Origin of the sequence: Natronohydrobacter thiooxidans (assembly GCF_001884735.1) — a bacterium.
Taxonomy (GTDB): Bacteria; Pseudomonadota; Alphaproteobacteria; order Rhodobacterales; family Rhodobacteraceae; genus Roseinatronobacter; species Roseinatronobacter thiooxidans_A.
On record NZ_MJAP01000034.1, the window covers coordinates 142,565 to 169,284 of the forward strand.

Annotated in this window: 26 protein-coding genes and 1 riboswitch; of the genes, 17 read left to right on the forward strand and 9 right to left on the reverse strand. The window is 63.9% G+C overall.

What is annotated here, in order from left to right; translation table 11 throughout:
• Positions 1 to 32 precede the first annotated feature (32 nt).
• Positions 33 to 869 (reverse strand): AraC family transcriptional regulator, encoded by an 837-nt coding sequence (locus BG457_RS15390; protein WP_071798259.1) that lies wholly within the window; start codon positions 867 to 869, stop codon positions 33 to 35.
• Between the two features lie 124 nt (positions 870 to 993).
• Positions 994 to 1,914: a tRNA (adenosine(37)-N6)-dimethylallyltransferase MiaA gene (miaA, locus tag BG457_RS15395; RefSeq protein WP_071798262.1), complete on the reverse strand. Its 921-nt coding sequence runs from the start codon at positions 1,912 to 1,914 to the stop codon at positions 994 to 996.
• 114 nt (positions 1,915 to 2,028) lie between these two features.
• Between miaA and pyrH the strand changes: the two genes are divergently transcribed.
• The 13 genes from pyrH to lpxB all read left to right on the forward strand — a co-directional run bounded on the left by pyrH (position 2,029) and on the right by lpxB (position 14,303).
• Positions 2,029 to 2,754 (forward strand): UMP kinase, encoded by a 726-nt coding sequence (pyrH, locus tag BG457_RS15400; RefSeq protein WP_071799222.1) that lies wholly within the window; start codon positions 2,029 to 2,031, stop codon positions 2,752 to 2,754.
• 95 nt (positions 2,755 to 2,849) lie between these two features.
• Positions 2,850 to 3,413, forward strand: a complete 564-nt coding sequence (frr, locus tag BG457_RS15405; RefSeq protein WP_071798264.1) for a ribosome recycling factor — start codon at positions 2,850 to 2,852, stop codon at positions 3,411 to 3,413.
• A gap of 27 nt (positions 3,414 to 3,440) precedes the next feature.
• Positions 3,441 to 4,184 carry a polyprenyl diphosphate synthase gene (gene uppS, locus BG457_RS15410; protein WP_071798265.1) on the forward strand — a complete coding sequence of 248 codons (744 nt, stop codon included), beginning with the start codon at positions 3,441 to 3,443 and terminating at the stop codon, positions 4,182 to 4,184.
• Positions 4,181 to 4,969, forward strand: coding sequence for a phosphatidate cytidylyltransferase (locus BG457_RS15415; protein WP_071798267.1), 789 nt, complete (start codon positions 4,181 to 4,183; stop codon positions 4,967 to 4,969). The genes uppS and BG457_RS15415 overlap by 4 nt, the downstream gene beginning before the upstream one ends.
• Before the next feature lie 10 nt (positions 4,970 to 4,979).
• Complete coding sequence (dxr, locus tag BG457_RS15420; protein ID WP_071798269.1) at positions 4,980 to 6,143, forward strand: 1-deoxy-D-xylulose-5-phosphate reductoisomerase; 1,164 nt, start codon at positions 4,980 to 4,982, stop codon at positions 6,141 to 6,143.
• A 29-nt stretch (positions 6,144 to 6,172) separates the two neighbouring features.
• Complete coding sequence (gene rseP, locus BG457_RS15425; protein WP_071798271.1) at positions 6,173 to 7,507, forward strand: RIP metalloprotease RseP; 1,335 nt, start codon at positions 6,173 to 6,175, stop codon at positions 7,505 to 7,507.
• Positions 7,508 to 7,593: 86 nt separating this feature from the next.
• A complete protein-coding gene (locus BG457_RS20330) occupies positions 7,594 to 7,743 on the forward strand; it encodes a hypothetical protein (protein ID WP_175546815.1) in 150 nt (49 codons plus the stop codon).
• Positions 7,744 to 7,948: 205 nt separating this feature from the next.
• Positions 7,949 to 10,357 carry an outer membrane protein assembly factor BamA gene (gene bamA / locus BG457_RS15430; protein WP_084657671.1) on the forward strand — a complete coding sequence of 803 codons (2,409 nt, stop codon included), beginning with the start codon at positions 7,949 to 7,951 and terminating at the stop codon, positions 10,355 to 10,357.
• A complete protein-coding gene (locus BG457_RS15435) occupies positions 10,357 to 10,962 on the forward strand; it encodes an OmpH/Skp family outer membrane protein (RefSeq protein WP_084657672.1) in 606 nt (201 codons plus the stop codon). Before bamA ends, BG457_RS15435 begins: the two co-directional genes overlap by 1 nt.
• Before the next feature lie 110 nt (positions 10,963 to 11,072).
• Positions 11,073 to 11,543, forward strand: a complete 471-nt coding sequence (fabZ, locus tag BG457_RS15440; RefSeq protein WP_071798273.1) for a 3-hydroxyacyl-ACP dehydratase FabZ — start codon at positions 11,073 to 11,075, stop codon at positions 11,541 to 11,543.
• Positions 11,544 to 11,551: 8 nt separating this feature from the next.
• A complete protein-coding gene (gene lpxA / locus BG457_RS15445) occupies positions 11,552 to 12,343 on the forward strand; it encodes an acyl-ACP--UDP-N-acetylglucosamine O-acyltransferase (protein WP_071799225.1) in 792 nt (263 codons plus the stop codon).
• The gene (locus BG457_RS15450; protein WP_071798276.1) at positions 12,340 to 13,167 is read left to right on the forward strand and encodes an LpxI family protein; all 828 of its coding nucleotides are present in this window, start codon (positions 12,340 to 12,342) and stop codon (positions 13,165 to 13,167) included. Before lpxA ends, BG457_RS15450 begins: the two co-directional genes overlap by 4 nt.
• Positions 13,164 to 14,303, forward strand: a complete 1,140-nt coding sequence (lpxB, locus tag BG457_RS15455) for a lipid-A-disaccharide synthase (RefSeq protein WP_071798277.1) — start codon at positions 13,164 to 13,166, stop codon at positions 14,301 to 14,303. The genes BG457_RS15450 and lpxB overlap by 4 nt, the downstream gene beginning before the upstream one ends.
• Before the next feature lie 9 nt (positions 14,304 to 14,312).
• Here the strand turns inward: lpxB and BG457_RS15460 are convergent, their stop codons facing one another.
• The 7 genes from BG457_RS15460 to BG457_RS15490 all read right to left on the reverse strand — a co-directional run bounded on the left by BG457_RS15460 (position 14,313) and on the right by BG457_RS15490 (position 22,104).
• Positions 14,313 to 16,598 carry a hybrid sensor histidine kinase/response regulator gene (locus BG457_RS15460; protein ID WP_071798280.1) on the reverse strand — a complete coding sequence of 762 codons (2,286 nt, stop codon included), beginning with the start codon at positions 16,596 to 16,598 and terminating at the stop codon, positions 14,313 to 14,315.
• The gene (locus tag BG457_RS15465) at positions 16,591 to 17,793 is read right to left on the reverse strand and encodes an FIST N-terminal domain-containing protein (RefSeq protein WP_071798281.1); all 1,203 of its coding nucleotides are present in this window, start codon (positions 17,791 to 17,793) and stop codon (positions 16,591 to 16,593) included. Before BG457_RS15465 ends, BG457_RS15460 begins: the two co-directional genes overlap by 8 nt.
• A 92-nt stretch (positions 17,794 to 17,885) precedes the next feature.
• On the reverse strand, positions 17,886 to 18,596 hold the full coding sequence (locus tag BG457_RS15470; RefSeq protein ID WP_084657674.1) for a response regulator: 711 nt from the start codon (positions 18,594 to 18,596) through the stop codon (positions 17,886 to 17,888).
• An 85-nt stretch (positions 18,597 to 18,681) separates the two neighbouring features.
• Positions 18,682 to 19,125 carry a type II 3-dehydroquinate dehydratase gene (aroQ, locus tag BG457_RS15475; RefSeq protein WP_071798284.1) on the reverse strand — a complete coding sequence of 148 codons (444 nt, stop codon included), beginning with the start codon at positions 19,123 to 19,125 and terminating at the stop codon, positions 18,682 to 18,684.
• Between the two features lie 66 nt (positions 19,126 to 19,191).
• Entirely contained in the window at positions 19,192 to 19,986 is a 795-nt protein-coding gene (locus BG457_RS15480; protein WP_071798286.1) for an inositol monophosphatase family protein, read from the reverse strand.
• Between the two features lie 117 nt (positions 19,987 to 20,103).
• The gene (locus tag BG457_RS15485; RefSeq protein WP_175546816.1) at positions 20,104 to 20,994 is read right to left on the reverse strand and encodes an FRG domain-containing protein; all 891 of its coding nucleotides are present in this window, start codon (positions 20,992 to 20,994) and stop codon (positions 20,104 to 20,106) included.
• 204 nt (positions 20,995 to 21,198) lie between these two features.
• Positions 21,199 to 22,104 (reverse strand): LysR family transcriptional regulator, encoded by a 906-nt coding sequence (locus tag BG457_RS15490; protein WP_071798290.1) that lies wholly within the window; start codon positions 22,102 to 22,104, stop codon positions 21,199 to 21,201.
• A gap of 88 nt (positions 22,105 to 22,192) precedes the next feature.
• On the opposite strand from BG457_RS15490, the gene metF reads away from it, so the two are divergent.
• From metF to BG457_RS15510, 4 genes are all read left to right on the forward strand, one after another.
• Entirely contained in the window at positions 22,193 to 23,059 is an 867-nt protein-coding gene (gene metF, locus BG457_RS15495; RefSeq protein WP_071798292.1) for a methylenetetrahydrofolate reductase [NAD(P)H], read from the forward strand.
• 132 nt (positions 23,060 to 23,191) lie between these two features.
• A riboswitch (SAM riboswitch) is annotated at positions 23,192 to 23,270 on the forward strand.
• 51 nt (positions 23,271 to 23,321) lie between these two features.
• A complete protein-coding gene (gene metZ / locus BG457_RS15500; RefSeq protein ID WP_071798294.1) occupies positions 23,322 to 24,503 on the forward strand; it encodes an O-succinylhomoserine sulfhydrylase in 1,182 nt (393 codons plus the stop codon).
• Between the two features lie 81 nt (positions 24,504 to 24,584).
• Positions 24,585 to 25,676: a GTP cyclohydrolase FolE2 gene (gene folE2, locus BG457_RS15505; protein WP_071798296.1), complete on the forward strand. Its 1,092-nt coding sequence runs from the start codon at positions 24,585 to 24,587 to the stop codon at positions 25,674 to 25,676.
• 102 nt (positions 25,677 to 25,778) lie between these two features.
• Entirely contained in the window at positions 25,779 to 26,720 is a 942-nt protein-coding gene (locus BG457_RS15510) for a 1-phosphofructokinase family hexose kinase (protein ID WP_071798297.1), read from the forward strand.

The window sequence follows — 26,720 nt, forward strand, 5'->3', positions numbered from 1 at the left end:
GGCGTCATTCTATGGGCCGTCCACCTGTCGCGTCAGTTCAGCATACGGGCTCGCGCGGGTCGTGCCTTGCGATAGGCCGAAGGCGGCTCGCCGATATGCTGGGCGAAGGCGCGCGCGAAATAGCCTGCCGTCGAGAATCCCAGCGAGCGGGCGATATCCTGTACCGGAATATCGGTTTCCAGCAGCAGCTTGCGGGCTTCGAACAGGCGGCGTGCCTGCATCATCGCAAGCGCGGTCTGTCCGCAGCTTGCCCGGCAGGCGCGTGTCAGATGTGTGGCCGTCACCCCCAGCGCGGTCGCGTAATCGCTGATATTGAGTGCCGATCCGAATTCGCGCTCCAGCAGCGCGGCATAGCGCGCGGTCAGGCGTTCATTGGCGTTGAGCTGCGGGCTGGGCTGGGCGCCCTCTTCGGTCCTGTCCTGACTGCGCCGGTCGAGCCAGATCGAGAGCAATCCAAGCTGGTGATAGGCCGCTTTCTGGGCCAGCGGGCGGCCGCCATCCAGTTCGCGCTGCACGGAATCGATCAGATGCGCGACTTCGGCATGCTGGGACGCTTCGCGCAGCCGCAGATGCAGCGGTAGTTTCGGCAGATCAAGCCCGTGATCCTGCCCGAAATAGACAGCGGTGCCCTGCACCCGCGTCATCGCCTGAAACCCGTGCAGGGTGCCTGCGGGAATGAAGATCGCATTATGCGGATGAAAGCCGCGTGTGCTGCCGCCCAGATTGATGCGCCCCTGTCCCTGCGTGATCCACAAAAAGACCGGCTCGCGCAGGGCGCGCATTGTCTCAAGCTGCCATTTCGGGGCCGCCGCCAGTTTCGAGATCGGCACAAGGCGCAGCCGGAGCATCGGTTCGGGTATCTTGTTCATGGTGGTCTTGTCCCCCCGGATAAGGGCGAGATTAGGACACAGGCGCGACGAAGGAAGCCTTTTTTGCTCACGCGGGCGTGAAAATTTCTGTGCCGGACAGGGGGCGTTGCAAAACGGTGACTCTTCAGGCGGGGGGCGCAAACAGGTCCAGCCAGTCCTTCATGCGGGTGCGAAACCAGGTGCGCTGGCGTTTCGCATATTGGCGCGTGGCAAGTGTTGCGGCACTGACCGCCTCGTCCCACGACATCTGGCCTTGCAGATATGCGATCAGTTCCGGCGCCCCGATGGCCTTGGCCCATGGCGCGCGCGGATCCCAATGGGGCAGGGCGGCGCGGGCCTCCTCCAACGCACCTTGCGCCATCATCTCAGCGAACCGTCGGGTGATTCGCGCGTCCAGCCAGTCAACCTCGGGCCGCAGCACATAGGCGGTACACGCGGCGCGGGGCAGCAGGGGCGGCGGGGTCTGGTCCTGCCATGCAGCCAGTCCCTGTCCGGTCGCGTGCAGCACCTCCCAGGCGCGCTGCACGCGGGCGGGGTTGGCGCAATCAATGCGCGCGTGGGTCTTGGGGTCGATCTCCTTCAGCAGCGTCGCCAGCCCCTCTTGTGCCAGCTTTGCATCGGCGCGCGCGCGGATCGCTTTCGGCGTGGGCGGGATTTCGACCAGCCCTTCGGTCAGGGCGCGGAAATAGAGCCCGGTTCCGCCCACGATCACCGGGTTGGGGTGATCTTTCAGCACATCCGCCACAGCGCGCAGCCAATGGCCCGCCGACCAGTCCTGATCGCGCCCTACATGCCCATAGAGAAGATGCGGTGCGCGCGCGCAATCTGCATCATCCGGGCGGGCCGAGAGCACTTGCCACATATCATAGACCTGCAGCGCATCGGCATTGACGATCACGCGCCCCTGCGCCTGCGCCAGACAGAGCGCCAGCGCCGATTTCCCGCTCGCCGTCGGACCGGCCAGCAGGACGGGACGCGCCGGATCGGGCGGCGCGGTTCTCAGCCTTGCAAGGGCCCTGTCCAGAGGGTCGGCGTTTTTCGCCATCTGCGCCTGCTTTGCGATTGAACCTGCGCCCGTTTTCCGACATTTTGCGGGGCGATGAAAGCACCGGGTCTGCATTTTGTGCGACCTCGCGCGCCCGGCAAGAAGGACCGCCCCATGACCGACACCCCCCAGACCGCCTATAGCCGCGTCATGCTCAAGATTTCGGGCGAGGCATTGATGGGGGATCAGGGCTTCGGGTTGCACCCGCCGACAGTCCAGCGCATCGCGCGCGAGGTGAAATCGGTGCATGATATGGGCGTCGAGATTTGCATGGTGATCGGCGGCGGCAATATCTTTCGCGGGCTGCAGGGCTCGGCGCAGGGGATGGAGCGCACCCAGGCCGATTACATGGGGATGCTGGCCACAGTGATGAACGCGCTCGGCATGCAGACCGCGCTGGAGGATCTGGGCGTCTTTACCCGCGTGATCAGCGCCATTCCGATGGATCAGATTTGCGAACCCTATATCCGCCGCCGTGCCGTGCGCCATCTGGAGAAAAAGCGCGTCTGCATTTTCGCCGCAGGCACCGGCAACCCCTATTTCACCACCGATACGGCGGCGGCGCTGCGCGCCTCGGAAATGGCCTGCGAGGCGATCTTCATGGGCAAGCAGGTGGACGGCATCTATGACAGCGATCCGAAAACCAACCCCGACGCCACGCGCTATGACGATATCAGCTATGACGAGGTGCTGCGCGCGAACCTGAAGGTGATGGATGCCTCGGCCATCGCGCTGTGTCGCGACAACAAGATGCCGCTGATCGTGTTCGCGCTCGATGAGCCGGGCGGTTTCAGCGGTATCCTGCGCGGCGAAGGCACCTATACGCGGGTCCATGCCTGAGCAAAGGCGCATCAAGACTTACAAAATCGCGACAGGCGCGTTAAAACGCGCCAAAGCCCTCTGCGGGCGGGTCGCTTAGGACGGGGAAGAGCACCATGTCAGATGATCTTGAAATCGATCTCGATGATCTCAAGCGCCGGATGGACGGTGCCATGTCGGCGCTGCGCACGGAATTTGCCTCGCTGCGCACCGGGCGCGGATCGGCCTCGATGCTCGATCCGGTGATGGTCGAGGCCTATGGCCAGATGACCCCGGTCAATCAGGTGGGCACCGTCAACGTGCCAGAGCCGCGCATGGTCACGATCAATGTCTGGGACAAGTCCATGGTCGGCAAAGTCGAGAAGGCCATTCGCGAATCGGGGCTCGGGATCAATCCGCAGCTGAATGGCACGATCATCATGCTGCCCATTCCCGAGCTGAACGAGGAGCGCCGCCGTGAATTGACGCGCGTGGCCGCACAATATGCCGAACATGCCCGCGTCGCGGTGCGCAACCTGCGCCGCGACGGGATGGATCAGGTCAAGAAAGCCAAGGCGGCCGGCATGAGCGAGGACGAGCAGAAGCTCTGGTCCGAGGAAATTCAGGAATTGACGGACAAGTATATTGGACTTGTGGATCAGACCCTTGAGGCCAAGCAGGCCGAAATCATGCAGGTCTGATGCGCGGTCCGCGTAAAGGATAGTAATATGAAAATGGACCAGCCCCGACCGGGCGGCGGCGACCCGGAAGAAAGCAGGCTTCATGTCGCCGTCATCATGGATGGCAACGGGCGCTGGGCGAAGAACCGGGGCTGGCCGCGTCTGGTGGGCCACCGCAAGGGGGCAGAGCGCGCGCGCGAACTGGTCGAGGCCTGTCCGCGTCTGGGCATCCGCTACCTGACGATCTACGCATTCTCGACCGAGAACTGGTCGCGTACCACCGAAGAAGTGCTGGGCCTGATGTCGCTCTTTGGCCGCTACATCAAGCGCGAGGCGAGCCGGATCAAGAAAGAGGGTGTGCGGATGCGCTTTATCGGCGACCGCGACCCGCTTGATCCCAAGCTTCAGGCGCTGTTCGAGTGGATCGAGACCGAGACCGCGCATAATGACCGCGTGCATCTGACGGTCGCGATCAATTACGGCGGGCGCGACGAGATTCGCCGCGCGACGCAATCCGTGGTGCGCGCAGTGCAGGCGGGGACGCTGGATCCGGATGCGATCACCGACCGGACGCTCAGCGCGCATATGGACACTGCCGGGCTGCCGGATCCGGATCTGGTGGTGCGCACCTCGGGCGAAACGCGGGTGTCGAATTACCTGCTTTGGCAGGCGGCCTATGCCGAATATATCTTCACCCCCGTTCTCTGGCCCGATTTCACGCCGGATATCATGGCGGGTTTCATTGAAACCTATCGCCAGCGCGAGCGCCGTTTCGGGGCGGCCCCGGCATGAGCGGGACTGGGGCCAGCTTCACCGACCTGCGCGCCCGCGCGCTCTCGGGCATCGCGATGGCCGTCGTCGGCATCGGCGCTGTCTGGGCCGGTGGGATTGTCTTTGACCTGCTGGTGGCCGTGCTGGTGGGATTGATGGTCTGGGAACTGACCCGGATGCTGGACGCTGACGCAGGCTTCGGCAAGGCCGAGGCGCAGGGGATCACTGCCGCAGTTGCGATTCTGGTCTTCTGGCTGCAACTGGCCGGGGTGTTCCTTCTCGGGGCCGTCGTGCTGTCCATCGCACTTCTGGCCTGGCGTTTCCCGAAGGATCGCGGCATCGCGGCAGCCTATCTGGCGCTCATCCTCTTTGCCGGTCTGGGGCTGATGGGGTTGCGCAGCGATTTCGGCATGGTCTGGGTGCTCTGGCTGGTGCTTCTGGTCATCGGCTCGGATGTCGCGGGCTATTTCGCCGGGCGCATCATCGGCGGGCCGAAGCTCTGGCCGCGCGTCAGCCCCAAGAAAACATGGTCGGGCACCGTCGCAGGCTGGGGGCTGGCGGTGGTGATCGCGCTTGCCTTCATGGGGCCGCTCAATGCGGGGGCTGGGCTGATCCTCGCCTCGGTTCTGGTCGCGATGGCCGGGCAGGCGGGCGATATCGCCGAAAGCGCGATCAAGCGCCATGCGGGCGTCAAGGACAGCTCGACCCTGATCCCCGGTCATGGCGGCGTGCTGGACCGGTTCGATGCGATGATCGCGGCGGCGCTGATGGTGCTGATCCTCGCCGCGCTTGGCCTGCTGGGCTAAGGGGCAGGGGATGCGTGTCTCGGTCTTTGGCGCCACCGGCTCGATTGGCGAGAGCACATTCGATCTGCTGCGCCGCCGCGACGATATCAGAACGGTTGCCCTGACCGGCGGGCGCAATGTGACGCGGCTGGCCGAACAGGCGCGCGAATTGCGCGCGGAACTCGCGGTCACAGCGCATGACGATTGCTACCCCGCCCTGAAAGACGCGCTTGCGGGCAGCGGGATCGAGGTGGCAGCGGGCACAGAGGCCCTGATCGCCGCCGCCGAACGCCCGGCGGATTGGGTCATGTCGGCGATTGTGGGCGCGGCGGGGCTGGTGCCGGGGTTCCGCGCTTTAGCGCAGGGCGCGACACTGGCGCTGGCGAACAAGGAATCGCTGGTGACGGCGGGGCCGCTGCTGATGCGGGAGACCGCGCGCCATAGCGCCCGCATCCTGCCGGTGGACAGCGAACATTCCGCCGTGTTTCAGGCATTGGTGGGCGAGGATATCGCCGCCGTCGAGCGCGTGATCATCACCGCCTCGGGCGGGCCGTTCCGGGGCTGGTCGAAAGACCGGCTTGCCAAGGCCACACTCGCACAGGCCCAGACGCATCCGAATTGGGCGATGGGCCAGCGCATCACCATCGATTCGGCCAGCATGTTCAACAAGGCGCTGGAACTGATTGAAACGCGGGAATATTTCGGGCTGGAGCCCGCACAGATCGAAGCCGTGGTGCATCCGCAATCCATCATCCATGCGCTGGTGGGCTTCCGCGACGGGGCGCTGATGGCGCATATGGGGGCACCCGATATGCGCCATGCCATCGGCTATGCGCTGAACTGGCCCGAGCGTAGCGAATTGCCGGTGGCGCGGCTCGATCTGGCACAATTGGGCCAGTTGAGCTTTGAAGCCCCCGATCCTGACCGCTTCCCCGCCCTGCGCCTCGCGCGCGAGGTGATGGAGCTGCGCGGCCATGCGGGGGCGGCCTTCAATGCCGCGAAAGAAGTGGCGCTGGATCAGTTCATCGCGGGCCGGATCGGGTTTCTTGACATGGCCGCGCTGGTGGAACGCACGATTGACAGTCTTTTGTCCGACTCTGGCCTTACTTCGCCCGTAGAGTCGCTTGAATCCGTCATGGCCATGGACCAAATGGCCAGAGAGGTCGCAGGCCGCTTTGCCGCCGCAATGGCCTGACCTGCAAGACGACATAAAGGGGAATAGGTTTGGATCTGGTCGGGCTGCTGCCGAGTTTCGGGAATTTTTTCTACACGATTGCGGCGTTTATCGTCGTCTTGTCGATCATTGTCGCCGTGCATGAATATGGCCATTACATCATCGGGCGGCTCTCGGGCATTCATGCCGATGTGTTCTCGCTGGGCTTCGGCCCGGTGCTGGCACGGGGTACTGACCGGCATGGCACGGTCTGGCAGGTCGCGGCCATCCCTCTGGGCGGCTATGTGAAATTCGCAGGCGATGCTTCGGCGGTGTCCTCGAAGGACGAGGACGGCATGGCGCGCATGTCAGCGCGCGAGCGCCGCCGCACCATGCATGGCGCGCCGCTCTGGGCGCGGGCGGCAACTGTGGCGGCAGGGCCGGTCTTCAACTTCATCTTCGCCTTTTTCATCTTTGCCGGGCTGATGATGTATGAGGGCGTCGCGATTGACGAGCCGGTCGTGGGCGAGATCACGCCCTTGCCCGCGCAGCCTTTCGAACTGGCGCCCGGCGACCGGATCCTGGCGGTCGAAGGCATGGAAACCGCGACACTGGCGGATTTCGTCAACAGCGCCGAACATCTGCCCGCGCAAGCGGTGCTGGCCTATACGGTCGAGCGCAATGGCCGCGTGATCGAGGTGACGGGCCCGCATCCACAGCCGCCGCTGGCCGGCAGTGTGGCGCTGAAATCCGCGGCGCGCGACGCGCAGATGCAGCCCGGCGATGTCATCACCGCGATCAACGATACCGAGATTGCGACTTTCAGGGAGCTGCGCGACATGGTTGCGGCCTCGGGCGGCAATCCGCTGGAACTGCGGGTCTGGCGCGACGGGACCGAACTGGACCTGACCATGCAGCCGCGCAGCACCGATCTGCCCTTGCCCGGCGGCGGGTTCGAGACGCGCTATCTGATCGGGCTGACCTCGGGCGCGGTCTTCGATTACAGCACCCGCACCCCCGGCGTGCTGGAGGCCACGGGCATTGCCGCCGATCAGGTCTGGCGGGTCATCCGCACCTCGCTGGAGGGGCTGTATTACATGGTTGTCGGCCAGATCAGCACCTGCAACCTGTCCAGCCCGATCGGCATTGCCGAAGCCTCGGTCGCCAAGGCCAGTGACGGTCTGAGCGAGTTCATCTGGTTCATCGCCGTTCTGTCGGTGGCCATCGGGCTGCTGAACCTCTTCCCCATCCCGCCACTGGACGGGGGCCATCTGGTGTTTCACGCCTATGAGGCGGTGATGCGCCGTCCCGCGCCCGATCAGGCGGTGCGCGTGCTGATCACGCTGGGTCTGGCGCTGGTGCTGACGCTGTTCCTGTTTGCCATCTTCACCGATCTGACCTGCTGAGCGCACCGGACGCGCCGCGCAAATACCACGCCTTTGCCCCAATCCTGCCCGAATTGGCGATGATCCTGGGGCAAAGGAGAGCGGTCATGGCCCATATCGACGCGGAACTTCACAATGCACGCCTGTTCTGGGCGACGATCCGGGACCGGGTTCTGATCGTGGGCCTGATCGCGATGGCCATGCTGCTGGCCAGCGTGATCGCCGCACAGATCGGATACGCGCCCTATACGATGTGACACAGGCCGCCGCCCCTGACATTCCGCCCTTCCAGCGCCGCAGTTCCTGCGGCGCTCATTCATTCCGCAAGATGTCGCAGGCCGCTACGCCAGCAGCCTGTGACCCGCAGGCTGCGGTGGCCGCGTTTTCCCCCGATTGCTTTGACAAGGCAGGAGAGACTCGCTAGGCAGAGAGCAATAAAAATGCGGTAAGGTGGGGCCCGTCATGCGCGGAGATAACAAAGTATTGCCGTCGCGCAAGCAGGGGGTGGCGTGGGGGCGTCACATCTTCTCAGCGGCGATTTTTTCTGTATTCACAGCAACTAATCTTGGTTTCGCCGGTTTCGCCGAAGCCCAGACCTATCGGTTCAACACGATTGCGATTGATGGCAATATCCGGGTGGATGATTCTACCCTTTTCGGCATTGCGGGAATCGGTCGTGGTCAGCAGGTTTCGGCGGGGCAGCTCAACGAGGCCTATGCCAATCTGGCCGCCTCTGGCCTGTTCGAAACAGTGGAACTGGTCCCGCAGGGCAACACACTCGTGATCCGGGTGCGCGAATATCCGGTCATCGGGATCGTGAATTTCGAAGGCAATCGCCGGATCAACAATGACGCGATTGCGGAAGTGGTGCAGACCCGTGGCGGGCGCGTGCTCTCCCCTTCGGCGGTTGAGGCCGATGCCCGCGCGATTGCCGAACTTTACGCGCGCCGGGGCCGGACCGCAGCGGAAGTTACCCCCAAGGTCATCCCGCGCGGCAATAATCGCGTCGATCTGGCCTTTGAAATCCGCGAAGGCAATGTCGTCGAGATCGAGCGCATCTCCTTCGTCGGCAACCGGGCGTTTTCGAATTACCGCTTGCGGCAGGTGCTCAACACCAAACAGGCGGGTGCGTTGCGCTGGCTGATCCAGCGCGATACATTCGTGGCCGAACGCATTTCGCTGGACCGCCAGTTGCTGACCGATTTCTACCTGTCACGCGGCTATGTCGATTTCGAGGTGCTTTCGGCCACCTCCGAGATTGCCCGCGAGCGTGACCGGTTCTTCCTGACCTTCAATATCCGCGAAGGGCTGCAATATCGTTTCGGCAATATCAGCGTCGTCAGCGAAGTCGAGGGCATCAGCGCCGCCGATTACGAGCGCGAACTGCGCCTGCGTCCGGGCACGATCTTCTCGCCCAATGTGCTGGAGCAGAATATCGCCCGCATGGAGCGACTGGCCGAGCACCGGGGCCTGCGCTTCATCCGTGCCGAGCCGCGCTTTACCCGCAACAACCGCGACCAGACGATTGATGTGGAATTCGCCATCGTCCGCGGGGAGCGGATCTTCGTCGAGCGGATCGACATCCAGGGCAACACCACCACGCTGGACCGCGTGGTGCGCCGCCAGTTCGACTCGGCCGAAGGCGATCCGCTGAACCCGCGCGAAATCCGCGAAGCTGCTGAACGGATCCGTGCTCTGGGCTATTTCTCGGATGTCTCGGTCGAGCCGCGTCAGGGCAGCGCGCCCGATCAGGCGATTGTCGATGTCGAGGTCGAAGAGACCACGACCGGTTCGCTCGGGTTTTCGGTCAGCTATGGGGCTTCGCAGGGGATCGGCTTCGGAATCAACTTCTCCGAGATGAATTTCCTTGGGCGTGGGCAGCAGGTTGCGATTGCCTTCAACACGGTGCGAGGCTCGCGCGATCTGTCGGTCGATTTCACCGAGCCAGCGCTGTTTGGGCGTGACCTGTCCTATTCGCTGGGGATCGGCTACCGCGAGACCAGAAGCTTCTTCTCGGATTTCGACACGCGCGAGGCATTTTTCAACAATGCCATCGGCTTTCCGGTCAGCGAATTCGGACGGCTGCAACTGCGTCAGGGTCTGGTTGCAGACCGGCTGCGCGGGTTGGATGATCCAAGTGACCCGAAGTTCAGTGATCCGGCAAATACCGACCCGCAACCATCGTCGCGCCTGTTCGCGGATCAAGCTGCGGGCACCGCCATCACCGGCTCGCTGGGCTACAGCTACACGCTGGACACACGCAATGTCGGGATTGACCCGTCGCAGGGCTATGTCGTCAGCTTCAGCCAGGATTTCGGTGTTGGCAATCAAAGTCGGCGTTTCGTCAAATCCGAAGCGCGTATCGGCTATGAGATGAAGGTCTTCAACGAAGATATCACGCTGCGCGGCGATGCGCGCGCGGGCCTGTTGCACATGATCAGCGGCCAGTCGCGCTATCGCGAGCGGTATCAGCTTGCCAATGTGATGCGCGGCTTCGCACCCGGGGGCTCCGGTCCGCGTGACTTCACGGCGACCAATAATGATGTCCTGGGCGGCAATCGCTACTTTGCCCTTCAGGCCGAAGTGCAGTTTCCGCTGGGCACGCCCGAAGAATACGGGCTGAGCGGCGGTCTCTTCGCGGATGTGGGCTCGGTCTGGGGCGCGGATGGCGTGTCTGGTCTGACGCCTGCTGTGAATACTTCTGATGGCGGCGTGGACTATAACAAGATGCATGTCCGCGCCACGGTCGGGGTTTCGCTCTTCTGGGACAGCCCGCTCGGGCCGCTGCGGTTTGACCTGTCGCGCGCCGTGCGCAAGCTTGACCGCGACCGGACCCAGAGTTTCGACTTCTCGATCGTGTCACGCTTTTGATGCGACTGATCGCTGGACTGGCGGCGATATTCGGGGCGGCAGGTATGACACTTGCCGCCCCCTTGCATGCGCAACCGACGCTTGAATTCTCGCTGGGCGAGCGCGCGGATAATCTGGCGGCCCAGCGACTTTTGCTGCGCACCATTGATGAGGAGCGGCTGTTTCGCAACTCGCAATTCGGCGCGCGGGTTGCCGCCGAGATCGAGGCCGCTTCGCGCGCATTGGAGGCCGAGAATGAGCGGCTTCTGAACGAGTTGACAGCGCGCGAGGAAGAACTGACCGAGTTGCGCGCGGTCCTCAGTGTCGAAGAGTTTCGCAACGCCGCTGCGGCATTTGATGTGCAGGCCGAAACCATCCGGCGCGATCAGGCGGAAAAGCGGCAGCGCCTTGCCCAGTTCGAAGATGCCGAGCGCCGTCGATTCTTCAGCGAATCCGCCGCTGTCCTGCAAGAGGTTCTGGGCCGCTCGGGCGGGTTGGTACTGATTGATGCGCGCGCAGTGATCATCGGTGTGCCTGGGCTCGACATCACCGATGAGGCCGTCGCCGGCATGGATGCCGCAATCGGCGACGGGGGCGCACCGCCTTTCCCGCTCTCGGTGCCCTGAGGGCCCCCCAGCGCTTGCCAGCGCTTGCCAGCCCCAGCCTGCCTTGCTAGATCGGTCGCGCATGCCTGTCGCGCGGCGCGCGTCTGGCCCAGATTGTCGAAAGGACCAAGATGACCGACACCGTTCCAGCTACGGCGGATCTCGCCACGATCATGCGCATCATTCCGCATCGGTATCCGTTCCTGCTGATCGACAAGGTGCGCGATGTGGTGGCCCGGACATCCGCCGTGGGCATCAAGAACGTGACCTTCAACGAGCCGCATTTTCAGGGCCATTTCCCCGGCACCCCGATCATGCCCGGCGTGACCATTGTCGAGGCGATGGCCCAGACCTCGGCGGTACTGGTCGGTCTGTCCATGGGCTTTGGCGACAAGGCCCCGCTGGTCTATTTCATGTCCATCGACAAGTGCAAATTCCGCCGCAAGGTGGTGCCCGGGGACGTGCTGGAACTGCATGTGACAGTCAAGCGCGGTTCCACCAAAATCTGGAAATTCGAAGGCGTGGCCAAGGTCGACGGGCAGGTGGCGGCAGAGGCCGAATTTGCCGCAATGATCGACCTGAATGCGACGGTGGTCGAGTGAGCGAAGCCATGATCGACCCCAGTGCCGAAATTCACCCGATGGCCGTGGTCGAACCCGGCGCGCAGATCGGGCCGGGCTGCAGGATCGGACCTTTCGCTGTGGTCGGGCCAGAGGTGACACTGGCCGAAGGCGTCACGCTCAAACCCCATGCCCATGTGACGGGCTGGACCGAGATCGGGGCCGGGACGACCGTGTTTTCCTTCGCCTCGGTGGGCGAGGTGCCGCAGGATCTGAAATATGCAGGCGAGCGCACGCGGCTGATCGTGGGCGCGCGTTGCCGCATCCGCGAGAATGCGACCCTGCATATCGGCACCGAACAGGGCGGCGGCGTGACCCGTGTGGGCGACAATGTGTTGGTGATGGCGGGCGCGCATGTGGGGCATGACGCGCAGGTGGGCGATAATGTGATCCTTGCCAATTACGCGGGCGTCGCGGGCCATGTCACCATCGAGCGCAATGTGATCGTAGGCGCCTCTGCCGGGCTGCACCAGTTCATCCGTGTGGGCGAGGGGGCGATGATCGGCGCGCTGACACGGGTGACGCATGATGTGATGCCCTTCGGTCTGGTCTCTGGCCCTGACGGCGAATTGCACGGGCTGAACCTGATCGGGTTGAAGCGGCGCGGGATGGAGCGCGAACAGATTTCAGCCTTGCGCGCGGCCTATAAGCGGCTGGCGGGCGAAGGCGCCTTGACCGATCTGGCACAGGCTTTGCTTGATGAGGGTGCCGAGGATGCGGTCGCACAAATCGCGCGCTTCTTCACCGGCGAAGCCGGTCGCAACTTCCTGCGCCCGAAATGAGCCGCATCGCCCTGATTGCCGGTCGCGGTGGGCTGCCGGGGCTTCTGGCCGAGCGTCTGACCACCGAGGGGCAGACCCCGCTTCTGGCCGAGCTGGAGGGGTTCGAGAGCCTGAGCCGCGACACTGGCGATGTGCTGGGTTTCCGGCTGGAGCGGCTGGTGCCCTTCCTTGACCATCTGCAGGATCACGGCGTCACCCGCGCGGTATTTGCCGGTGGCGTGCATCGCCCGCGCCTTGACCCCGCGCTGATCGACCCTGCGACAATGCAGCTTCTGCCGCGCATCATGGCGGCGATGCAGCAGGGCGATGACGGCACCCTGCGCGAGGTCATCACCCTGATGGGCGAATGGGGGATCGAGGTTGTGGGCGCGCAGGATATCTGCCCTGATCTGGTGGCGGAACCGGGGGTCTTGGGCGCGCATCAGCCGAAACCCGGCGACAGGCAGGATGCGGCGCGCGGCTTTGACATCCTGCGCCTGACCGGGGCTGCGGATGTGGGGCAGGGCTGCGTTGTGGCGCGCGGCCAGTGCCTTGCGCTGGAAGCCCTGCCCGGAACCGATGTCATGCTGTCCCATCTGGCGGGGCTGCGCGCCGATGGGCTGGCGCTGCCCGATGGGGGGGTGTTCTGCAAGGCCCCGAAATCCGGTCAGGACCGCCGCATCGACCTGCCCGCGCTGGGGCCGCAGACCGTGGCCCGCGCGCATGAAGCGGGCTTGCGCGGGATCGCCTTTGAAGCAGGCGGCGTCTTGCTGATCGAACGCGCCGCCATGATCGCCCGCGCCGATGAACTGGGGCTTTTCCTGCAGGCTGTGGGGCCCGTGTGAGGGTCTTTGTCATCGCCGGTGAGCCCTCGGGCGACAAGCTTGGCGCGGCGCTGATGGCAGGGCTGCGTGAGCTTGCGCCAGACACCCGGTTTACAGGCGTTGGCGGCGAGGGCATGGCGGCGCAGGGCCTGACCTCGCTTTTCCCGATGTCCGATCTCAGCGTCATGGGGCTGGCCGAGGTGCTGCCGCGCCTCAGACTGCTGCGCCGCCGGATCCGGGAAACCGCTGCCGCCATCGCAGAGGCAAAGCCCGATCTGGTCGTGACCATCGACAGCCCGGATTTCTGCCTGCGCGTGCTGCGCGCGGCGCGCGCCGCCCGGCCTGATCTGCCGGTGGTGCATTACGTCGCGCCTTCGGTCTGGGCCTGGCGTCCGGGGCGCGCGCGCAAGATGGCGCCGCTCGTCGATCATGTGCTGGCGCTGCTGCCGTTTGAGCCGCCCTATATGGAAGCGGCGGGCATGAGCTGCGATTTCGTGGGCCATCCGGTCGTGTCTGAGCCGCGCGCGACGGAGAGCGAAATCGCCGCCCTGCGCGCGCGGATCACTGGGCCGATCTGGCTGGCGCTGCCCGGATCGCGTGGCGGCGAGATCGCCCGCCACGCGCCGCGCTTCGGGGCCGGTTTGGCGCAGGTCTTGCCCGAAGGGGCCTGCGTGCTGGTGCCAACCGTCCGCGCCTGCGCCGAGCAGATGCGCGCTGAAGTGGCGCGCTGGCCCTTCCCGGCACGCGTGCTCGATGATCCGGGCGACAAGCGCGCCGCCTTTGCCGGGGCCGAGATGGCGATCGCGGCCTCGGGCACGGTCTCGCTGGAACTGGCCGCCAGCCAGACCCCCATGGTCATCGCCTATGATCTGAACCCGCTGACGCGCTGGCTGGCGGAACGGCTGATCCGGCTCGACACTGTGACATTGGTCAATCTGGTCTGCGAGAGCCGCGCCATCCCCGAATGTCTGGGCCGCAACTGCACGCCTGAGCGGATCGCCGCAAGCCTGCAGGTGCTGCGCGACAGTGCCGCGGCGCGGGTGGCGCAGCGGCAGGCGATGGCGCTTGCGATGACGCGGCTGGGTCAGGGCGGAGAGGCGCCGGGCCTGCGCGCCGCCGCCTCGGTGCTGCGCTTCATGGAGCGCCACGCGCGATAAGCGCTGCGCTCAATCCTCATGCTGGGCATGGCGCAGCCAGTAGCTGTGATCGCCGCGGCTGGCGGGGCTGGCCTCTGCCGCCTCGGGTTTGCTGCTATAGAGCGGCACCTGCTGCAACAGCCGCCGCAACCGCCGCAGCGCCAGCGGTTTCGTCATCAGCAGAATGCCATTATCCTCGGTCTGCTGGATCAGATCGGGGCTGTGATTGGCGGTGATCAGAACTGCCGGGATCGGACCATGCTGCGCGCGCAGGCCCGCCACCACCTCCAGCCCTGTGGCCCCGGCATCCAGTTGATAATCCGCCAGGATCACATCCGGCGGCACGCCAAGTTCGGCAAGTTGCGCCTCGGCCTCTTGCAGGGTCGTCGCCTCGATCGGGCTCGCGCCCCAGTCTTCGAGCAGCCCCATCATGGCGTTGCGCACCTCTGCGTCATTCTCGACAACCAGAACCAGCAAATCCTCCAGCGCGCCGCGCGGGGCGTCATGCAGGGGCGGGGCGGCAGTATCGGTGGCAGGCGCACTGGCGCGCGGCACCGTGACGCTGAACACCGTGCCCCGACCGACCACCGAGCGCAGCGCCAGCGGATGATGCAAAAGCGCGCAGGCCTGTTCCACAATCGCCAGCCCCAGCCCCATGCCACTGTCGCCGCGCGCGGGGTCCAGCCGGGTGAATTCCTCGAAAATATCAGCCTGCCGGTCCTCGGGGATGCCGGGGCCAGTATCCCAGACCTCGATGCGCAAACTCTGGCCTCGCGGGCGCACCCCCAGCACCACGCGGCCCTGTTCGGTATAGCGAATGGCATTCGAGAGCAGGTTTTGCAGGATACGTTTCAGATATATCGGGTCCGAGGTGACATGCGCGCTTGTCACATGCACGCGCAGATCCAGCCCCCGCGCGCGCGCCACCGGCAGAAACTCTTCGCGCAGCCGCTCCAGCATCGGGGCCAGCGCCAGCGTCTCGGGCTTCGCGCGCGCCGCGCCGATATCGAATTTCGAGATATCGAGCAGCGCGCCCAGAATCTGCTCGACCGAGCCGAAGGCCGAGACGATCCGTTCGGTCAGACGCGCCTGCGCAGGCGTCTGCTCCATCGCACTCAGCGAGGCCAGAAACAGCTTGGCCGCGTTCAGCGGCTGCAACAGGTCATGGCTGGCCGAGGCCACGAAACGCGATTTCGAGGCATTGGCGCGTTCCGCCTCGTCGCGGGCGGATTCCAGCTCGACCGTGCGCGCCCGCACCCGCGCTTCCAGCGTCTCATTGAGCCGGTGCATCTCCGCGATGGCGCGGCGCTCCTTGGTCAGATCATTGACCGAGATCACGAAACCCCGGTCCGGCATGGCCTGCGCCGAGAGTTCCAGCACCGCCCCCTCATCCTGCACGATCTCCAGCGTCAGCGGCGGGCGATAGGGCGGGCCGTTCACCCAGTCGGTCAGCGTGGCGCGGATATTGCTGCGTCCCAGTTGCCGCCGCCGCATCAGATTGTTCAGCAGCGCGGCAAAGGGTGTGCCCGTGGCCAGAAGATCGACCGGGGGCGAGAAAAGCTCGCGCAGCCGCCGGTTCCAGCCTGCAAGCCGGGCTTTTGCATCAAAGATCATCACGCCCTGATCAATGTGATCGAGCGTCGCGCGTACCATCTGCGCCTGTTCATCCAAGAGCTTCGTGCGCTCTTCGCGGGCATTGCGCACCATGTTCGTGACATCGGTCTGCGTGACCGCCGTGCCGCCCGAGGACATGCGCTGTTCCGAGACCTGAAGCCATTGATCCTCGACCAGCGGCACCATGAAATTCACATCCCTGCGCCGGTGGCTTTCCAGCCGCTGCGCCACCCAATCCTGCCGTGTGAGCTGTTCGGGCAGCGTCAGCGCCCGGCTTTCCGACACGATCCGCACATAATCGCGAAACGAGAGTCCCGGCCCGATCCGGCGGCGCACATCGGGCAGATCGGCGCAGAAACGCGAGTTCCACATGGTCAGCCGGTCCTGCCCGTCGAACATGGCAAAACCTTCGCTCATCGCCTCCAGCGCGTCGGTCAATGCGTTGCGGGCGCGGACGGCTTCGCGTTCGGCCTGCGAGAGCCGCGCATTGGCGATGCGCAGCCGGTCCAGTGTTTCGGCCAGATCGCGGGTGCGGCTGCGGATCTGGCTTTCCAGTGCGACCACATGGCTAAGCTGGCCGATGGGGCGGTTCGGGCTTTGCGTCGCGCGTTCCGACCGGTCCATGAGCGCGGCCACAATGGCGCGCAGCCGCGCATTCTCCTCCTCAAGGCTCAGCCCGTCGGTCAGGAAATCCTCAAGCATCGGCCACTGCATCCGTATGAGAGGTCACGAAATCGGTGGCGGTCAGCGCATCGGTGTCTTCATCAGGGGGGTAGAAGGCCAGCCCGGTAAAGGTCTGGTTCACATGCACCAGATTGAACTGCTCGCCATAGGTGTTGAAGCCCGTCACCCCGTAGCGGTCCAGCACGGCCGAAATGCGGTGCCGCGTCTGGCTGTGTTCGGCCTCCAGCCTGCGCAGGATACAGTCGCAGGCCAGAATCGCGGGCTTCTCGCCATTGGGCGCAAGGCGCGAAAGCTCGCGCTCCAGATGCGCCTCCAGATCGGTGCTCTGCGCCAGCCGCAGCACCAGCCCGGTCTCGATGGCCGAGAAGAAGCGCAAGGTGCCATCGGGTTCCACCCGCTGGATGGCCAGAACATGATGCGCATCGCCGATTTTCGAGACGACCGGATTGGCCGCAAAGGTGAACGGCGAGAGTTGTTCAGGATCCTTGCCCAGCACGCGCGCATATTCCGGGCCTGCGGGCATGCCATTGATCGCGCGCACCAGCCGCTGCCCCGGATCGGCATCGGTCACGACCATGCGCTTGTCGGTGGGTTCCAGATGATCGAAGCGAAAGGCGGTCACGCGGCAGGGCGTGCGCAGCACCGCAAGCACGGCGGAATCGCTGGTGAACCGGCCCTGATGCATGACAAAGGTCTTGCCGAAATTCAGCCCGTCACCTGCCGAGCCGCCGACCAGCGGGCTTTGCCCCAGCGCCTCTGAGAGGGCCCAGACAAGCTGATCCTCCATCAGCGACAGGCCATCGGTCAGCAGAAACGCCACTTCATTGGCCCAGTCGGCGGTCGAGAAGGTGACTTCGGCGCGCAGGTTGAAGGCCAGATCTCGCGCGCGCTCGGGCTCGAAACTGCTCAGATCGGCCAGCCGCCCGGTGGCCACGCGAAACAGGCTGCGTGGCAGCCCAAGGGCCACGATCTGCCCTTCCAGATAGCCGCCCTTGCCGATCTCGCCCGCCGTGGTGCAGCCGATGATCTGCGTCGCCCGCGCCACCGGCAGCAGCGCCGCTTCGATCTTGGCCAGGTCATGGCCCTCGCCGACAAACAGCACGATCAGCGCCAGATCTTCGGGCGCGATCTGCGCCAATATCTCGCGCATCGCCTCTGCACTGTCAGGGGCCGCAGATTGCGCATGTGCGATGAATGGCTCTGACGCTTGCATCCAGCACCCCTCCCATGGCTGTCAGATCCGTCTTTGCACCAAATCTAGCGCAGCTTGCGGGCGCGGCGCAAAGGATTTGCGCCCGCGCGCGCTCAGGGCGTGCCCTTGTCGCGCAGAAGCTGGGCGAAACTGACCGAATTGGCGATCCGCACCGCCTGGGTGCGGCTTTGCGCCCCGAGCTTGCGCAGGATCGCGGTGACATGCGCCTTGACCGTGGTCTCGGAAATCGACAGTTCATAGGCGATCTGTTTGTTGAGATACCCCTCGCAGACCAGCGCAAGAATCCGCCCCTGCTGCGGGGTCAGATCATTGAGCCGGTCAATCGTGCTGCGCTCGCCGTCAGTGTCCGTGGTCTTCGAGGGCGCGGTATAGCCCTGCGGCAGATAGATCCCACCTTGCCCGGCCGCACGGATCGCGGTCACAAACGCCTCGCGCGGGCTGTGCTTCGGGACGAACCCCGCCGCCCCCGCATGCAGGACCGCCGTGATGATCCGGTCCTCGGACATGGAGGAGACCACAATCACCGGCACACCGGGGGCCGCGTTCCGCAGCCGCGTCAGCCCATCCAGCCCCGCCACATCGGGCAGGTTCAGATCCAGCACGATCGCATCCACTTCCAGCCCCGCGCGGATACGTTCCAGCGCCTTGCCCAGCGAACTGGCGGTCTCGATCCGCGCGGTCCCCAGCGCCTCGGACAGCGTCATCTGCAGCGCTTCGCAAAAGAGCGGGTGGTCGTCGATCACCAGTATCATCTCGTCCCTCTTTCCGGCGACAGCTTCCATGGTAATCATTGTTTCGCGCATGCGTCTGCTCTGTTCTTGCCGTCGACCATACTCCCCGGACTCAGGATAGGACGAAAACCCGGCGCTGAGGCCCCCCCAATAAGTCTTAGGCGCGCGCATCCAGCCGCCGCGCCAGATGCATCAGCGCCAGAAGATAGCCCTGCGTGCCGCAGCCTGCGATCATCGCATCGGCACGGGCCGCAACATAGGAATGGTGCCGGAACGGCTCGCGCTTGTGGATATTCGAGATATGCAGCTCGATTACCGGCCCGTCATAGGCATTGAGCGCGTCCAGAATGGCGACAGAAGTATGCGTATAAGCGCCTGCATTGATGACGATCCCCTGCGCCGCCTGCCGCGCCTCATGGATCATCTCGACCAGCGCGCCCTCATGGTTCGACTGGCGGAAATCCACCTCCAGCCCCAGAGCAGCGCCTTCCGCGGCACAGGCGCGCGCCACATCGTCAAGCGTCTCATGCCCGTAAATCTCGGGCTGGCGCTGGCCCAGCAGGTTCAGATTGGGGCCGTTGAGAATGAAAACCTTTGGCATGGGGGTGCGTCCTGCATGGCTACACATCCCTCATGCCACAGCATCACGCGGCTGAAAAGCCTGTGACTATTCGGGCCGCGCGCGGATGATCTTGGCGAAAGGTCCGAAAATCTCGGCATTGGCGGCGATCACCTCGCCGCGCTCCAGCATCTCGGCGCCCTCGCGGATCGGGCCGACAAAGCCGCCCGCCTCGCGCACCAGCAACAGCCCCGCCGCGATATCCCAGGCGTTCAGCTCGCGCTCCCAATAGCCATCATAGCGCCCCGCCGCGACATAGGCGAGGTCCAGCGCCGCCGCCCCCCAGCGCCGCACGCCGGCACAGGCGGGCATCAACTGCGCCAGATCATGCAGCGTCGCGGGCAGGGTTTTCTTGGCCGCAAAGGGCACGCCGGTCGCGAAAACGCACTCGATCATCGCGCTGCGGTTCGACACGCGCAAGCGGCGGTCATTCATGAAGGCGCCCGCGCCCTTTTCGGCCACGAACAACTCGTCCTTCGCCGGGTCGAACACCACCGCCGCCACGATCTCGCCCTTGAATTCCAGCGCGATGGAGACCGCCCAATGCGGCAGACCGTGCAGGAAATTGGTGGTCCCGTCCAGCGGGTCAACGATCCAGCGGCGTGTCGGGTCTTTGCCCTCGACAGGATCGGATTCCTCGCCGCACCAGCCATAATTGGGGCGCGCTTCCATCAGCATCTCGCGGATGATCTTTTCCGAGGCGATATCGGCGCGGCTGACGAAATCGCCCGCGGATTTCGAGGAGACCTGAAGGTTCTCGACCTCGCGGAAATCCTTGACCAGCGACCGCCCCGCCTTGCGGGCGGCGTTGATCATGATGGTGAGGTTGGCACTGCCTTGCATCGCTCTCGCTCCTGTCGCGGTCCTGAGAGCGGGCTATACTTGGGGATGGGGGGGAAGGGAAGGGGTTACAGCCAAGGATGATGGCACAGTATGGGCGGTATGAGACCTTTCATCTTTCTACGAAAACAGTTTCTTGATTTGCTTCGCGGCCCTATCAAATTCTGGATAAACAAAACTCTCACTAATTCCTATTGACCCTAGGGCTATTAAAAAATTATGCTTTGATTCTTCAGAGATATCGATAACTGTTTTCTTGATATTGTGTCGAATAAGATTGTTGTCAGACAATAAGTCATTCAGCCCAAATCCGAGAAAGGCGCCAGATTGAGCGGCAATTCTTGAGTTGCTCTTCTTTGGAAGTATGACGTCAGGCTTGAGTAGGTCAATGGGATCAATCTTTCCCTCAAAGTGAGGCTTTTCCTCGCGGATGAACTGGGTGAGGCGTCTTGCATTGCGATACTTGTTAAAGTTCTCAATGACATCTTTCCATTTGTCTGGAAACTCTTCTCTCCAATCTAAAAGTTTCTTTCTTTTGAACTTTTCTCCCAGCACTTTTTCGCATGACGCAAGAATGCATAGCTTTAAGGATGTATGTTCGACAGGGCTAAGCTGTGCCAAGTTTGATTTGCAGCTCACTGCGTCACTGAGAAAGAACTTTGTGCTTCCCTTTGGAACGTCTAAAACGACGATCTGGCCGCGATTCTTCGTGTGGGATTCGCATGCAAAGTAGAGCGCTATCAATGGATTTACTGTTAGATCCAAGAGGCGAGTTGGAATTCCATAATGTTGTGCTCGAACAAGTTTGTCAAAAAAGTATTTGTCCCTATCAAACTCTTTTGGACTCTCTGCCATCGCTCTATAAATTATGTTCTTCTCGTTCTTTTTGAGACTGCTTGAGCGAAATACCGAAGGTGTTAGTGTGAAAGATATGTCAGGATGCCCTCTGTAGAAAAGATCTCCTGTTGAGGCGTTTGAAAGCCTTTCAATTTTTCTGATGTATCCTGTCAAGGATGTAACTGACTTCGGCATTGAGGAGCTTTCGATGATATGGTTTACTTCTTGTGCGATGAGTTTCTCAAACGAGATCCACGGTGTCGACTAGTGTAAGAAATTAATCTATCGTACTTTTCTGTTTCCTACTATCTTATCTTTGTGAATTTGTCCGAAAATTACAAAGGCAACGTCGGCGTTAGCGTTGCTCCGTCGAATTCCTCACCCCCTTTGCAACTTCACCGGCTCCGTCCGCGCCAGCCTTAGCACATGCGCCATGAAGGGCTTGCCCGCATCCTCCTCGCGCACCGCCGCATAGAGACGCCGGGTCAGCCCGCCCTCGGTCAGCCGTTTCGTCACATAATCCGCATGATAGCGCACCTCGCGCAGCACCCAGTCGGGCAGCACCGCCACCCCGCGCCCCGAGGCCACCAGCAGCAATATCACCGCCGTCAGTTCCACCTGCCGGATCGCGCGCGGCTCGACCTTGGCAGGCGTCAGAAGCTGGGTGAAGATATCCAGCCGCGTGCGCTCCACCGGATAGGTGATCAGCACCTGATCGCGGAAATCCTCGGCCTCGATCCACTCGCGACCGGCCAGCGGGCTCCCCGAGGCCGCCACAAAGACCGGTTCATAATCAAAGAGCGGCAGGAAAGTGACGCCCTCGATCTCTTCGGGGTCCGAGGACACCACCAGATCCACCTCTTCACGCCGCAAAGCGGGCAGGGCATCGAAGGCCAGACCGGGGCGGATATCGACATCGACATCGGGCCAGGCCTTGCGGAACTGCTCCAGCACCGGAAACAGCCAGTCGAAACAGGCATGGCATTCGATGGCGATATGCAACCGGCCTGAACTGCCCTTGCGCAGCCCGGTGAATTCCTCCTCCAGCGCCGCCACACGCGGCAGGATATCTTCCGCCGCGCGCAGCATCTTCAGCCCCGCCGCCGAGAGTTTCAGCGGTTTCGAGCGGCGCGCGAACAGCTCCACCCCCGCCTGTTCCTCGATCCCCTTGACCTGATGCGACAGCGCCGATTGCGTCATGTTCAAGAGATCCGCCGCCCGCGCCAGCCCGCCCGCGTCGTGAATGGCCTTGATCGTGCGCAGATGGCGGAACTCGATATGCATGTCTGGCTCATAATCGTGTTGAAGATAATGAATTGGTTTCACATTCGCGACTGTGACACAAGGGGGCATCAAAACCGGAGCATACACCATGACCACGCCGAATGTGTCTTTCGAGTTCTTCCCGCCCAAGACGCTGGATGCCAGCTTCCGGCTGTGGGACACGGTGCGCATGCTCTCGCCGCTCTCGCCGTCCTTCGTGTCGGTGACTTACGGCGCAGGCGGCACCACCCGCGCGCTGACGCATGAGGCCGTCACCACCATCGGCGCGCAATTCGGGCTGAATGTGGCCGCGCATCTGACCTGTGTCGATGCCACCCGCGCCGAGACACTGGCGATTGCCGAGAGCTACGCCAAAGCGGGCGTGACCGAGATCGTGGCGCTGCGGGGCGATCCGCCCAAAGGGCAGGGCGGGTTTCAGGCCCATCCCGAGGGCTTTGCCCATTCGGTCGAACTGATCGAGGCACTGGCCGCCACCGGCAATTTCAAACTGCGCGTGGGCGCCTATCCAGAGCCGCACCCGGATGCCGCCGACAATCTCGCCGATGTGCGCTGGCTGAAGCGCAAATTCGAGGCGGGCGCGGATAGTGCCATCACGCAGTTTTTCTTCGAGGCGGACACATTCCTGCGCTTCCGCGACACCTGCGCGCGCGAGGGGATCACCGGGCGCATCATTCCCGGCATCATTCCGATCGGCAACTGGCAGGGCATCCGCAAATTCGCACTGGCCACCGGGGCGAGCGTGCCCGCATGGCTGGACGAGGCGTTTGAGAAAGCGCAGCGCGACGGGCGCGAGGAGCTGCTGGCGACCGCGCTCTGCACCGAGCTTTGCGACAAGCTGGTGCGCGAGGGGGTCGAGGATCTGCATTTCTACACGCTCAACAGCCCGCATCTGACCCGCGATGTCTGCCATGCGCTGGGCGTTCAGCCGCAGGTCGCGCTGGAGAATGTGGCGTAAGAAGCGCCCGCCCGATGCAAGCCGATACGCCTCAAAGGTGCTGGCCGATGCTGTCGCATCGGCCACTGTCGTTTCACCCATGACACTCCCCGCTTGACCCTGCGGTGAAAACCTCTTAGCGCAATGCTCAGGCCTCTGGCCCGTGGCGCTTTGTTTTCCGGATTGCGGGCCACGTTAAACATGCCGCTAAAGAGGTCAGGGCGCAGCCCCCGGCCTTTGAATCGGTCCGGGGGTTTTCTTTTGGCCGAAAGGGTCGGGCGGGATGACACAGGATTGGGGCAAGCGCACGAAGCTCGTGCATCAGGGCGCGCGGCGCAGCCAGTATGGCGAAGTGGCCGAAGCCATCTATCTGACGCAGGGTTTCGTCTATCCCAGCGCCGAGGCGGCCGAGGCGCGGTTTGTCGAGACCGGCGCGGATGAATTCATCTATGCCCGCTACGGCAACCCCACTGTCGCGGTATTCGAGGAACGGATCGCGGCGCTGGAAGGGACCGAGGATGCCTTTGCCACCGCCTCGGGCATGGCCGCCGTCTCGGGCGCGCTGAGCGCGATGCTGCGCGCAGGCGATCATGTCGTCTCCGCGCGCGCGCTCTTTGGCTCATGCCTTTATATCCTGGAGGAAATCCTCGCCCGCTACGGGGTCGAGATCACCCTGGTCGATGGCACGGATCTCGATCAGTGGCGCGCGGCGGTGCGGCCCGGCACCAAGGCGGTTTTCCTTGAAACCGTCTCGAACCCGACACTCGAAGTCATCGACCTGAAATCCGTGGCCGAGATCGCCCATGGCGTGGGCGCGCAGGTGGTGGTGGATAATGTCTTTGCCACGCCGGTGTTCAGCCGCGCGACCGAGCTGGGCGCGGATGTGATCATCTATTCCGCCACCAAACATATCGACGGGCAGGGGCGCGCGCTGGGCGGCGTGATCTGCGGCACGCGCGAGTTCATCCGCAATACGGTCGAGCCCTATATGAAACACACAGGCGGCGCGCTCTCGCCCTTCAATGCCTGGATCATGCTCAACGGGCTGACCACGATCGACCTGCGGGTGCGCGCGCAGGCCGCGTCCGCGCAGGCCATCGCCGAAGCCTTGCAGGGCGATCCACGTCTCGCGCGCGTGATCTATCCCGGCCTGCCCGATCACCCGCAGCATGCGATTGCGAAAACCCAGATGGGGGGCTTCGGCACGGTGCTGTCGCTCGATCTCAAATCCGGGAAAGAGGCCGCGTTCAGATTGCTGAACGCGCTGAATGTCGCGGTGATTTCGAATAATCTGGGCGATGCGCGCACCATCGTCACCCATCCGGCCACCACCACCCATCAGCGCCTGCCCGAGGATCAGAAGATCGCGCTTGGCATCACCCCGGGCCTGATCCGCATGTCGGTCGGGCTGGAAGATGTGGCGGATCTGATTGCAGACATTCGCGCGGGCCTTGATATGATCTGATTGCGCGATCCCCGCGTATTCTTGTGGAAAAGCGGAAACCACTGCCTATCTTTCAGGGGCGGAGAGGAAGGAAATCCCACAATGAACCTGCATGTTCCCAGTTTCGACACGGCGCCCAGCCGTGAAGAGGCCGAAGCGGCCCTTGATCTGCTGCGCCGATTCAGTGATGCGGCCCCGGCCGAAGAGAAGGCGGAACTGGAAGCGGCGGTCACAAGCCTGATGCCCGCCGCAGGCTATCCGCTGCTCAATCGCGACTATCCGTCCGATTTTGCGGTGGACACGGCCTATAAGGCAGGACTGCCGGACCTGCAGAACGGCCCTGCGAGCCTGATCAAGGGCGCCAAGGCGGCGATCCAGCATGTGGGCATCTCGAATTTCCGCCTGCCGATCCGCTACCACGCGCGCGACAATGGCGATCTGACGCTGGAAACCTCGGTCACGGGCACGGTGAGCCTGGAGGCCGAGAAGAAGGGCATCAATATGAGCCGGATCATGCGCAGCTTCTACGCGCATGCCGAACGCACTTTCAGCGCCGATGTGATCCGCGCGGCGCTGGACGATTACAAGACCGATCTGGACAGTTTCGACGCGCGTATCATGATGCGTTTCAGCTTTCCGATGAAGGTGCAGTCGCTGCGCTCGGGGCTTTCGGGCTATCAGTATTACGATATCGCGCTGGAACTGGTGGATCTGGGCGGGGTGCGGCAGATGTTCCTGCATCTCGATTATGTCTATTCCTCGACCTGCCCCTGTTCACTGGAACTGAGCGAACATGCCCGCGCGACACGCGGTCAACTGGCCACACCGCATTCGCAGCGCTCGGTCGCGCGGATCTCGGTCGAGGTGCTGGAGGGCGCGAAGCTCTGGTTCGAGGATCTGATCGAGCTGTGCCGCGCGGCGGTGCCGACCGAGACGCAGGTCATGGTCAAGCGCGAGGATGAACAGGCTTTCGCGGAACTGAACGCGGCCAATCCGATCTTTGTCGAGGATGCGGCGCGCAGCTTCTGCGCCCAACTGGAGCGCGAGGCCCGGATCGGGGATTTCCGCGTGGTGGCCAGCCATCAGGAAAGCCTGCACAGCCATGATGCGGTCAGCGTGCTGACGCGCGGGCCGAGCTTCGAGGCGGCAAGCCTCGATCCGCGCCTCTTCGCGACGCTGTTTCATGTTGGCTGAGGCTGCGCGTAAGGTGCGTGCTGAGCACGCACCCTACCTTCGCACCGGAACGCCATCGCGCAGGGGCGGTTTCGTGACACAAATCCGGCTCAGCCTGACCCCATGAGCACGCAAATCCTGTCTGCCACCCTGAACCCCGCGCTGGATCTCTCCGCGCGGGTGCCGCGCATGGAAGCCGGGCCGAAACTGCGCCTTCAGGCGCCACTCATCGAGCCGGGTGGCGGCGGGGTCAATGTCGCGCGGGTGATCCACGAGTTGGGCGGGGATGTCCTCGCCTGGGTCGCGCTGGGCGGCGCAAGCGGGGCGCAGCATCTGGCGCTTCTGCGCGCCCTGGGCGTGGCGGTGCATGGCTTTGACGCCCCTGGCGAGACGCGGCAAAGCTGGGCAATCACCGATTCCTCGGGTGATCAATACCGGCTGCAACTGCCCGGCCCGGACTGGGCGCCCGAGATCGGGGCGGCGGCACTGGACAGCATTCTGGCGCAGGCCACCGGGCTGGTGGTGCTGTCGGGCAGCCAGCCGCCGGGGCTGGACGCAGGCTTTGCGCAGCGGCTTGCGGCAGGGCTGGGGCCGGGGCGGCTGCTGGTCGATACATCGGGCGATGCCCTGATCCGCCTGCTCACCCGGCCCGAGACCCCGCTCTGCCTGTTGCGGCTTGATCAGGCCGAGGCAGAGCTGCAGGCCGGTCATCCCTTTTCCGACCCCGGACATGCCGCAGCTTTCGCCCAAGCGCTGCGCAAGCGGGGCGTGGCCGAACTGGTCGCCATCGCCTGCGGGGCGGATGGCAATATCCTCGCCACGCCTGACGGGGTATTTCACGTCCGCCCGCCGCAGGTGAAGGTCATCAGCAAGATCGGCGCAGGCGACAGTTTCACCGGTGCCTTCACGCTGGCGCTGGCGCAGGGGCAGCCGCCGCGAGAGGCGCTGCGCCTTGGCACCGCCGCCGCCGCCGCGACGGTCATGAGCGCGGGCAGCGCGCTTTGCCGCGCCGCAGATGTCACCCGCCTGCAGCGCGACTGCACGCTTGCACAGCTTGACGCTTGA

Excerpts from the sequence above, each read along its gene's own strand:
- BG457_RS15390 (WP_071798259.1), bottom strand. The coding sequence starts at position 869 with ATGAACAAGATACCCGAACCGATGCTCCGGCTGCGCCTTGTGCCGATC.
- miaA (WP_071798262.1), bottom strand. The coding sequence starts at position 1,914 with ATGGCGAAAAACGCCGACCCTCTGGACAGGGCCCTTGCAAGGCTGAGA.
- pyrH (WP_071799222.1), top strand. The coding sequence starts at position 2,029 with ATGACCGACACCCCCCAGACCGCCTATAGCCGCGTCATGCTCAAGATT.
- frr (WP_071798264.1), top strand. The coding sequence starts at position 2,850 with ATGTCAGATGATCTTGAAATCGATCTCGATGATCTCAAGCGCCGGATG.
- uppS (WP_071798265.1), top strand. The coding sequence starts at position 3,441 with ATGAAAATGGACCAGCCCCGACCGGGCGGCGGCGACCCGGAAGAAAGC.
- BG457_RS15415 (WP_071798267.1), top strand. The coding sequence starts at position 4,181 with ATGAGCGGGACTGGGGCCAGCTTCACCGACCTGCGCGCCCGCGCGCTC.
- dxr (WP_071798269.1), top strand. The coding sequence starts at position 4,980 with ATGCGTGTCTCGGTCTTTGGCGCCACCGGCTCGATTGGCGAGAGCACA.
- BG457_RS20330 (WP_175546815.1), top strand. The coding sequence starts at position 7,594 with ATGGCCCATATCGACGCGGAACTTCACAATGCACGCCTGTTCTGGGCG.
- bamA (WP_084657671.1), top strand. The coding sequence starts at position 7,949 with ATGCGCGGAGATAACAAAGTATTGCCGTCGCGCAAGCAGGGGGTGGCG.
- BG457_RS15435 (WP_084657672.1), top strand. The coding sequence starts at position 10,357 with ATGCGACTGATCGCTGGACTGGCGGCGATATTCGGGGCGGCAGGTATG.
- fabZ (WP_071798273.1), top strand. The coding sequence starts at position 11,073 with ATGACCGACACCGTTCCAGCTACGGCGGATCTCGCCACGATCATGCGC.
- lpxA (WP_071799225.1), top strand. The coding sequence starts at position 11,552 with ATGATCGACCCCAGTGCCGAAATTCACCCGATGGCCGTGGTCGAACCC.
- BG457_RS15450 (WP_071798276.1), top strand. The coding sequence starts at position 12,340 with ATGAGCCGCATCGCCCTGATTGCCGGTCGCGGTGGGCTGCCGGGGCTT.
- BG457_RS15460 (WP_071798280.1), bottom strand. The coding sequence starts at position 16,598 with ATGCTTGAGGATTTCCTGACCGACGGGCTGAGCCTTGAGGAGGAGAAT.
- BG457_RS15465 (WP_071798281.1), bottom strand. The coding sequence starts at position 17,793 with ATGCAAGCGTCAGAGCCATTCATCGCACATGCGCAATCTGCGGCCCCT.
- BG457_RS15470 (WP_084657674.1), bottom strand. The coding sequence starts at position 18,596 with ATGCGCGAAACAATGATTACCATGGAAGCTGTCGCCGGAAAGAGGGAC.
- aroQ (WP_071798284.1), bottom strand. The coding sequence starts at position 19,125 with ATGCCAAAGGTTTTCATTCTCAACGGCCCCAATCTGAACCTGCTGGGC.
- BG457_RS15480 (WP_071798286.1), bottom strand. The coding sequence starts at position 19,986 with ATGCAAGGCAGTGCCAACCTCACCATCATGATCAACGCCGCCCGCAAG.
- BG457_RS15490 (WP_071798290.1), bottom strand. The coding sequence starts at position 22,104 with ATGCATATCGAGTTCCGCCATCTGCGCACGATCAAGGCCATTCACGAC.
- metF (WP_071798292.1), top strand. The coding sequence starts at position 22,193 with ATGACCACGCCGAATGTGTCTTTCGAGTTCTTCCCGCCCAAGACGCTG.
- metZ (WP_071798294.1), top strand. The coding sequence starts at position 23,322 with ATGACACAGGATTGGGGCAAGCGCACGAAGCTCGTGCATCAGGGCGCG.
- folE2 (WP_071798296.1), top strand. The coding sequence starts at position 24,585 with ATGAACCTGCATGTTCCCAGTTTCGACACGGCGCCCAGCCGTGAAGAG.
- BG457_RS15510 (WP_071798297.1), top strand. The coding sequence starts at position 25,779 with ATGAGCACGCAAATCCTGTCTGCCACCCTGAACCCCGCGCTGGATCTC.